Genomic DNA, 7,933 nt, shown 5'->3' with positions numbered 1-7,933 from the left:
GGTGGGCCCCATCCCGCCTGGCGTGCCCACCGGCTGGGTTGAGCTCGGCGGTGGGCCCCATCCCGCCTGGCGTGCCCACCGGCTGGGTTGAGCTCGGCGGTGGGCCCCATCCCGCCTGGCGTGCCCACCGGCTGGGTTGAGCTCGACGGCGGCCCCATCCCGCCCGGCGCGACCACCAGCTGGGTTGAGCCCACACCTCCTGGCGCGCCCCCGATCGGCGTCAGCTCAACGGGAACATGCCCACGCGCCCGTGGTACTCGCGCCCCAGCTGGTCGGTGTCCGATCCGACGAGCAAGCCTCTGGGGTGGGCGACGAACACGCGAACGCCGACGCCGCGGGTGCGGGTGGGGTTCCAGGAAAGCGAGCGGCCCGTTGACGGGCTGACGGCGCCGATGCCGGGGCGGGAGACGGCGCCCGGGCCGGGGCCCTTGGCGTCCGAGCCGTACGGGTTGTCGAAGTAGCGCTGGTGCCCGCCCAGGTAGACCGCGGAGCCGGTCACGGCCACCGCGTAGAGCGAGTCGCCGCCGGTGCGCTGCACCCAGGTCGGGTTGTGGCGGCCGGAGCCGGAAACCTCGAAGCGGGCCGCCGAGTCGCAGAGCCGGTCGGGGGAGCTGGCCCGGCCGGTTGCGGCCACCACGAAGTAGAAGCCGTCGGGGGAGAATTTCACCTGCCGCAGGTAGGTGTCGAAGCCTTTCATGCACTGCGGCTTGTAGGCGTCGGTGTACCAGCTGGTCAGCTGGGCTGACGGGCCGGCCACGTCGAACATGGCGATCTGGGTGCGGTCGTAGCCGCTGGCCCGCAGGAGGGCGCCGACCGCGACCAGCTTGCTGCCGTCGGGCGAGATGTCGAAGTGCTCGACCCGGGTGCGGCTCAGGCCGGGCGCCGACAGCTTCGTGTCGAAGCCGGTGTCCACGGCGCCCGTGGCGGCGCTGAGCCGGGCCAGGCCGGTCCGGTTGACGCCGTTGATCGCCGAGAACGTGCCGGCCGCGTACAGCCGGGGGCCGCGGGCGTTGAGCGACCGGATGTCGCCCCAGTTGATTTTGGCGTTGAACCCGCTGACCCGCTGCCCGCCCATGGTGAGGCGGGTCAGGCCGCGCTGGGCGGTCCCGTTGACGGTCTTGAACGCGCCGCCGGCGTACACCGTGCCGTCGGCGCCGGCGGTGAGGGCGTAGACGGCGCCGTCGACCTCGGGGGCGAATCCGCGGACCGCCCCGTCGTTCAGGCCGAAGGCGAAGATGTTCTTGCGGGCGAAGGTGGTCCGGCGGGTGCTGTCGGTGACCTTCGTGAAGGCCCCGCCGACCACGACGGTGTCGCCGACGATGGTCATCGACCACACTGTGCCGTCGAGGACGTGCGGGGTGAAGTCCACGGGATTCGGCGACACGACGGTGCGCTGGGCAAGGTCGGCCGCGGCGGGGTGCGCGCACGCCACAGCGGCGGCGACGACGGTGGCGGCGGCAAGCAAGCGGCGACGCATGCGAAAGGCTCCAGGTCGATTGAGCAGCGGATTTACGTATCGCTCAACGACCTTGGGGCAACACAAGAAACGTCAGGCGTTGACCATGAAGTGCGCGGCGCGCTCGAGATAGTCCCAGAGCTGGTCGTGCAGGGGCTTGGGGAGATCGAGGGAGTCGACTGCGTCGCGCATGTGCTTGAGCCAGGCGTCGCGGGCGGCCAGGTCGACCACGAAGGGCGCGTGGCGCATGCGCAGGCGCGGGTGGCCGCGGCTGGCCTGGTACGTGTTCGGGCCGCCCCAGTACTGCATGAGGAACAGGGTCAGCCGGTCGGCCGCCGGGCCCAGGTCCTCTTCGGGGTACATCGGGCGCAGCAGGGGATCGTCGGCGACGCCCTCGTAGAACCGGTCGACGAGACGGCGGAATGTGGGCTCGCCACCGACGGCGTCGAAGAAGCTGGCGGGATCGGTCACCGTTCCATCCTGCCAGCCGGCCGGCGTGACGGTCAGGCCGCGGCCCTGTGACGGCCCTGATGCTCGTGCCCGGGCTCGGCCTGCTCGGTGGCCTTGGCGAACGCCTCCCGGCTGGGCCAGCGGGCGGCCAGCACACCCATCGCGACCGTGCCGCCGAGGCTCCACAGGCCCACCACCAGCGGCAGCCAGTACAGGTCGGCCAGCAGGCCGGTGATCATGACAGCCGAGAACTGGCTGAGCTGCATGCCGGTCTGCATCACGCCGTACGCCCGGGCCCGGTAGCCGTGCGGGAGGATGAGCACGAAGCGCCCGTTCAGCGTGGGTGTCACGCCGCCCTGGGCCATGCCGGAGATCGCCACCAGCACGGCCACGAGCGGGGCCGGCGGGCCGAGCACGGCCGGCACCAGCGCGAGGGCGGCCAGCACGGCCAGCGGCCGCACCAGCCGGTCGCGTAGTCCTTCGCCGGCCAGCCGGCTGATCAGCAGGCCGCCGACGACGAAGCCGATCGGCCCGGCCGCCATGATCAGGCCCTGGTCGATGCCGCGGGTGGCCGAGTCGGGGTCGGCCTCGGCGGCCCAGGCGGCGGCCAGGCCCTCGGGTACCACGGCGAACATGGTCAGGACGAAGACCATGATCGCGATCGAGCGCAGCGTGGCCGTGCCGAACACCAGTTGGAAGCCCTCGCCCGACTCGCGCAGCAGGTGCCGGCGCTCGGACCGGTCGTGCGCGGCCGGCCGCGGCCGCACGCCCCCGGAGATGAGGGCGGCCGAGGCCGCGAAGGTGGCCACGTCGATGGCCAGGGCCACCTGCGGGTTGATCGCGGTGGCCAGGGCGGCCCCGGCCAGATAGCCGAACACCTGCGCGGCCTGCCCGGTCGTGGCGTTCGTGGCGACGGCCATGGGCAGCTTGTCGCGCCCCACCACCAGGGGCTGCAGGGCCGAGCGGGCGGCCTGGGTGGGCGGTGTGCCCAGGCTGGCCAGGAAGACCAGCAGGAGCATGACCGGGATGGGCAGGTCGGGGATGAGCAGCAGCGCGATGAGGACCATGCGGAACAGGTCGGCGGTGATCAGGACCCGGCGGTACGGATAGCGCTCGGCCACCGCGGACAGCAGCGGGCCCCCGACGACCCAGGGCAGGAAGCTGACCGCGAACGCCGCCGCGGACATCAGGACCGACTTGCTCTCCTCGTAGACGAGGATGGTGATGGCGGCCCGGGCCAGGTAGTCGCCGACCCAGTTGACGATCAACGAGAGGTAGAGCGCACGGTACTCGCGCACGCCGAACAGGTCGCGGAAGGTGATCTTCCTATCGCTCTCTGTCACCGCCTCGGACACATGTCCTCTCTGGATCTCGGCCGTCACCGGGTTGCGGCGCGCCGTGCACGCCCGCTCCGGGGGGTGGCGCCCGGCGGGAACGTGTTGCCGCATGTGCAGATGCTCAAGGCGGATTCTGCCCGATCGGCCGAGTCGATGCTAGGGCGTACGGTCCGGATGTCGGCCATTCGGTCTAGTCCGGGCATCCCCCGTACGCCCTAAGCCCAGCTCAGGTGGCTCCACCCGGCTGCTGGCCGGCATCGGAATTCCCGAGGTACGCCGGCGGCACGGCGCTGCGCGGAAGCAATCGAGAGGCGGCGATCCGCTCGGAGAGCCCGCTCGTCTCCAGCGACTCGGTCAGCGCCTGCCGGAGATCACGCTGTACGGCCACCTGACCGTCCGCGGTCGTCTTGGCGATCGTGCGGATGATCGCGCCGTCGACGGTCAGCTGCTCGACGCCGACCACGTCCGGCGGCTCGAGGAACTCGGTCTGGTGCTCGGGCGCGTCGGCCACCCGCTGGGCGGCCTCCTTGAGCACTGCGATGGCCTGCTCGGAGTTGACGAAGCCGATCGGGATGTCGATGACCACCATGGCCCAGCCCTGGCTCTTGTTGCCGACCCGGATGATCTCGCCGTTGCGGATGTACCAGAGCACGCCGCGCGCGTCGCGGACCGTGGTGATGCGCAGGCCGACCGTCTCCACCACGCCGGTCGCCTCGCCCAGGTCGACCGTGTCACCGACGCCGTACTGGTCCTCCAGCAGCATGAAGAGGCCGGCGATCAGATCCTTGACCAGGCTCTGGGCGCCGAAACCGAGGGCCACGCCGACGATGCCGGCGCTGGCCAGCAGCGGGCCGAGGTTGAAGCCGAGCTCACCGAAGACGAGCAGCGCGGCCATCGTGAACACCACGGCGCTGACGAAGCTGCCCAGCACCGAGCCGATCGCCTCGGCCCGCTGCCGGCGGCGCTCGGGTATGTACTGGCCCTCCTCGGCGGTCTGGGCCGCCCTCTCCTTCAGCGGCTTGAGCAGCGCCGGCATCGAGGCCCGGGAGGTCGTGTGGGTCAGCCGGTCGATGGCCCGGTGCAGCAGCCACCGGATCAGCAGGGCGATCAGGATGATGCCGATGATCCGCAGCGGCTTCACGATGATCACGTAGCTGCTGTTGGCCAGCCACTGGTTGTTGGTCCATTCGAAGACCCGGCTGCACAGCACATCGTCCGGGCAGAGCTTGGTCACGTCGACCGTCGTGTAGACGTCCGGCGACCCGGAGGGTGAGGGGGATGGGGCTAGAAGCAACACGGGGCACAACCGTACCGGGAGACGGCGACCTGGTTCTCAGGCGGCGCACAGCGCAGCGACCTCAGACGTTTACCCCTCGGCTACGGATTACGCTCGCAATTTGGTCATCCATCAGGGACTATTGGCGCACGAGGCCTCGTCGCCGACGCCTCGCCAGCCAGCCACGGACTCAGGAGCGTTAGTAGCCCCATTACCCGGAAGGGTGCCGAAGATGCCTGACATACGACCCATAGTGGGCTCATCCGCGTTGGTTCTGAACGCCACCTACGAGCCGCTGTGCGTCGTATCTGTGCGTCGAGCGACCATCCTCGTCCTGACGGCCAAGGCCGAGTGCGTCTCCGACGGTGACGGCATCCTGCACAGCGTCCACACCAACCTTCCGGTGCCCTCGGTCGTGCGCCTCACCCGGTATGTGAAAGTTCCGTACCGTACGCACGTCGGCCTTTCCCGCCGGGCGATCTTCGCCCGGGACGGCGGCCGGTGCGCCTACTGCCGCGGCTCGGCCGAGACCATCGACCATGTGTTCCCGCGCAGCCGTGGCGGCCTGCACGCCTGGGAGAACGTGGTCGCCGCCTGCGCCAAGTGCAACCACAGCAAGGGCGACAAGACCCCGGCCGAGCTCGGCTGGCGGCTGCACCAGATACCGGCCGCACCACGTGGGGTGGCGTGGCGGGTCCTCGGACACCGCACGCCAGACCCCCGTTGGGCCGACTGGCTCGACCTCCCCGCCGCCCCGGCTGCCGCAGCCGAGGCGGCTTAATTGTTTTTGGCTGAGCTGGTTGGCTCCGCTTCGCTCCGCGGGCGATTTGCCCCAGGGAGCCGATGAGATGGCGCACGGTTTCCCGCCGTCGCAAACCCCGCGACGTCGAGAAACCGCACACCATCTCATCGACGGGCAAATCGCGGGTGTACCCGGTTTTAGGGCAGCCGCGAATCTACGAGTGACGCGAAGACGACGATGTTGTCCTGGTAGCCGGTGCTGCCGCCGATCCACTGGCCGCCGCAGGTGAGCAGGCGCAGGGAGGGGCGGCTGAAGTCGCCGTAGACCCGCTGGACGGGCAGCTTGCCCTTGTCGAACTTCTCGACCGAGTTGACCTCGAAGACCGCGACCGACCGGTCGGCCCGCTGCACCTCGATGCGCTGTCCCGCCTTCAGTTTGGGCAGAGCGTGAAAGACCGAGGGGCCGGTACGCGTGTCCGCGTGCCCCACGATCAGGGCGGGCCCGAACTGCCCGGGCGTCGGCCCGCCGTCGAACCAGCCGGCCTCGTTGTGCCGTTCCAGCGGCGGCACGTCGATCGAGCCGTCGCCGGCCTGCCCCACCTCGAGGATCGGCGCCTGCACCTTGATGGCCGGGATGCTCAGCCGCATCGGCCGGCTCGGGTCGAGCACCGGGAACGATCGCGGCGGCGGCTCGTTCTTCTCCTCGCCCGCGAACAGCCGGCCGAGGTCGAGGTTCGTGGCCGCGCCGAGCCCCATCGCCACCACGAACAGACCCAGGAACAGCAGCGCGAGCGCGATCATGCCGATCGGCCACGGCTTGCGGCCGCGGCCCGGGCGCGGGGGCGACTTGGGCAGCGGCTTCGGTGCCGGCTGGCGAAAGGGATGGCGTCCAGGCAGGGAACGCGGGGCCGGCAGCGGGCCGGTGATGGTGCCCGGCGGGGGCGCCATGATCTGAGCGGGCTTCTTGCGCAGCACCGACTCGGGCATGCGGGTCCCGCCGACGTGCTCGCCGCGCCGCGGCTGCCGCTGCGCGCCCGAACGCGGCGGCTGGGATCGGCCGGACGGCTGGGAGCCCGGCTGCGGTGGCGGGCCCGGGCGCGGCGGTGGCGGGCCTGGGCGCGGCGGAGACTGGCCGGTCACCGGCGGCGCCTCAGCCGAGCCGCCGGCGGCGCAGCGACAGCACGCCGAGGACGAGGCCGGCGGCGATGACCGCGAGGCCGCCGCCGATCAGCATGGGCGCGTTGCGGCCGGGGGCGGTGCCACCGCCGCCGGTGGCCGGGCCGCGCGCCGGCTCCACCTTGGCCACCACGTGCACGGTGGCCGAGGTGGTGCGCCCGTCGGGGCAGCGGAGGTCGGCCCGGAAGTCGCCGGGCCGGGTGCCGGACGGGACCCGTACGGTCGCTGTCAGGAAGCCGTACTGAGGCGCGACGGTGACCGTGCCGAACAGCCCGGACGTGACCGTGGCGGCCTTGAGGTTGTCGTCGCAGGAGGCCCGCAGCCCGATCTCGTCGCCCGCGGGCACGGTGCTGGGGTTGATCTCCAGGAAGACGGCGGCGGCCCGGGCGGGCGCGGCGCCGGCAAGCACGACCGGGACGAACAGGACGGGTGGGCTCAGAACGAGCGCCGCCAGGGCGGCGGGGACGGACATGCGCATCGATTCCCCCTCCTGCCGTCCGGGGACGCGTGGACACGAACGGCGCGTGTGGGTGATTTTCGCACCCCGAGGCCCATTCCGCCGAGATCCCGTGAGCGTGAGGCCGCCCCAACGGCACCCCGCCGTCCCAAACCACAACTAACGCGAAGCAATGTTCGACACCCGACGCTCCGGCATGACCTGCGCTCCGCTACCGTGACTGGTGTTCGGATCAGTTTGAGGAAATTCAGGCGCCTGGGGGCGTTGACGTTGTCGATTTCAAGCACCGTTCTGGTCTTCGTGGTCATTCCGGCGGTGATCATCGGGCTGATCGCTGCGCTCGTCATGGCCGGCTCCGACCGGACCAAGCGCACGCATCGCTACCGGCCCGGCCGTCCGTACGACTTCCAGCCGATCTGGTTCCTGGCCAGGCCGGAGAAGCTCGTCGCGGGTGACGCCCACGGTCATGCTCAGCCGGCTCTGACCGGCGGGGTCCTGGAGGACAGCTCCGGCGCCCCGGTCAAGCCCGGTCTCACAGGAGGCGCAAGTGACAGCTGGTGACCTTGGCAAGCAGCCACGGAAGGGCCAGGCGCTGACCGCTCTCGACGAGCCGGGCGGCGACACGCTGGTCCACGCGTCCTCCGGCAACGAGGTCGAGGACGGCCCGTTCACCACCCGGCAGCTGCTCCGTCTCGACGAGGCGCTGCGGGTCGCGGACGAGTCCACCGGGCTGACGTTCAGCGTCTACATCGGTGAGTTCGAGACACCCACCCGCGAGTTCGCCGAGAAGCTCGCCGCGCAGGTCAAGGACGCCGACCACGCGGTGCTGCTGGCGGTCTCGCCCAACCAGCGCAAGCTGGAGATCGTCACGGGCAGCGCGGCCCGCAAGCGGATCTCCGACCGCGACGCGAAGCTGGCCGGCCTGTCGATGGCCGCTGCCTTCGCCGGCGGCGACCTGGCCGGCGGGGTCATGGCCGGCCTCGACCAGCTGGCGTCGCACGCGGGTCGTAACTGACACACAGCACGAAAAAAGCCTCCGG

9 protein-coding genes are annotated in these 7,933 nt (G+C 71.2%); 3 read left to right on the top strand and 6 right to left on the bottom strand.

The genetic code is table 11. The features are described from left to right. Positions 1 to 220: 220 nt before the first annotated feature. The 4 genes from AB0J66_RS47780 to AB0J66_RS47765 all read right to left on the bottom strand — a co-directional run bounded on the left by AB0J66_RS47780 (position 221) and on the right by AB0J66_RS47765 (position 4,477). Positions 221 to 1,477 carry a delta-60 repeat domain-containing protein gene (locus tag AB0J66_RS47780; protein ID WP_364675611.1) on the bottom strand — a complete coding sequence of 419 codons (1,257 nt, stop codon included), beginning with the start codon at positions 1,475 to 1,477 and terminating at the stop codon, positions 221 to 223. A 72-nt stretch (positions 1,478 to 1,549) separates the two neighbouring features. Next, complete coding sequence (locus AB0J66_RS47775) at positions 1,550 to 1,927, bottom strand: globin (RefSeq protein WP_364675608.1); 378 nt, start codon at positions 1,925 to 1,927, stop codon at positions 1,550 to 1,552. Positions 1,928 to 1,959: 32 nt separating this feature from the next. Then, positions 1,960 to 3,354: an MFS transporter gene (locus AB0J66_RS47770; protein ID WP_364675606.1), complete on the bottom strand. Its 1,395-nt coding sequence runs from the start codon at positions 3,352 to 3,354 to the stop codon at positions 1,960 to 1,962. Positions 3,355 to 3,469: 115 nt separating this feature from the next. Continuing rightward, positions 3,470 to 4,477, bottom strand: a complete 1,008-nt coding sequence (locus AB0J66_RS47765; RefSeq protein WP_364675620.1) for a mechanosensitive ion channel family protein — start codon at positions 4,475 to 4,477, stop codon at positions 3,470 to 3,472. A gap of 274 nt (positions 4,478 to 4,751) precedes the next feature. Between AB0J66_RS47765 and AB0J66_RS47760 the strand changes: the two genes are divergently transcribed. After that, positions 4,752 to 5,300, top strand: a complete 549-nt coding sequence (locus AB0J66_RS47760; RefSeq protein WP_364675604.1) for an HNH endonuclease — start codon at positions 4,752 to 4,754, stop codon at positions 5,298 to 5,300. 158 nt (positions 5,301 to 5,458) lie between these two features. On the opposite strand, the gene AB0J66_RS47755 is transcribed toward AB0J66_RS47760, so the two are convergent. Both AB0J66_RS47755 and AB0J66_RS47750 read right to left on the bottom strand, forming a co-directional pair. Then, positions 5,459 to 6,247 carry a class F sortase gene (locus tag AB0J66_RS47755; RefSeq protein ID WP_364675601.1) on the bottom strand — a complete coding sequence of 263 codons (789 nt, stop codon included), beginning with the start codon at positions 6,245 to 6,247 and terminating at the stop codon, positions 5,459 to 5,461. 163 nt (positions 6,248 to 6,410) lie between these two features. After that, positions 6,411 to 6,914, bottom strand: coding sequence for a hypothetical protein (locus AB0J66_RS47750; RefSeq protein WP_364675599.1), 504 nt, complete (start codon positions 6,912 to 6,914; stop codon positions 6,411 to 6,413). Positions 6,915 to 7,163: 249 nt separating this feature from the next. Between AB0J66_RS47750 and AB0J66_RS47745 the strand changes: the two genes are divergently transcribed. After that, a complete protein-coding gene (locus tag AB0J66_RS47745) occupies positions 7,164 to 7,454 on the top strand; it encodes a hypothetical protein (RefSeq protein WP_364675597.1) in 291 nt (96 codons plus the stop codon). 64 nt (positions 7,455 to 7,518) lie between these two features. Beyond that, a complete protein-coding gene (locus AB0J66_RS47740; protein WP_364675617.1) occupies positions 7,519 to 7,908 on the top strand; it encodes a DUF5130 family protein in 390 nt (129 codons plus the stop codon). Positions 7,909 to 7,933 lie beyond the last annotated feature (25 nt).

This window comes from Actinoplanes sp. NPDC049598 (assembly GCF_040675435.1).
In the GTDB taxonomy this organism is placed as follows: domain Bacteria; phylum Actinomycetota; class Actinomycetes; order Mycobacteriales; family Micromonosporaceae; genus Actinoplanes.
The sequence above is the reverse complement of the archived record's forward strand: the minus strand, read 5'-3'. Positions and strand labels throughout refer to the sequence as shown.

Bases quoted from the DNA above. Each gene is read 5' to 3' on its own strand.
- AB0J66_RS47780 (WP_364675611.1), bottom strand. From the start codon at position 1,477: ATGCGTCGCCGCTTGCTTGCCGCCGCCACCGTCGTCGCCGCCGCTGTG.
- AB0J66_RS47770 (WP_364675606.1), bottom strand. From the start codon at position 3,354: ATGCGGCAACACGTTCCCGCCGGGCGCCACCCCCCGGAGCGGGCGTGC.
- AB0J66_RS47760 (WP_364675604.1), top strand. From the start codon at position 4,752: ATGCCTGACATACGACCCATAGTGGGCTCATCCGCGTTGGTTCTGAAC.
- AB0J66_RS47755 (WP_364675601.1), bottom strand. From the start codon at position 6,247: ATGCCCGAGTCGGTGCTGCGCAAGAAGCCCGCTCAGATCATGGCGCCC.
- AB0J66_RS47750 (WP_364675599.1), bottom strand. From the start codon at position 6,914: ATGCGCATGTCCGTCCCCGCCGCCCTGGCGGCGCTCGTTCTGAGCCCA.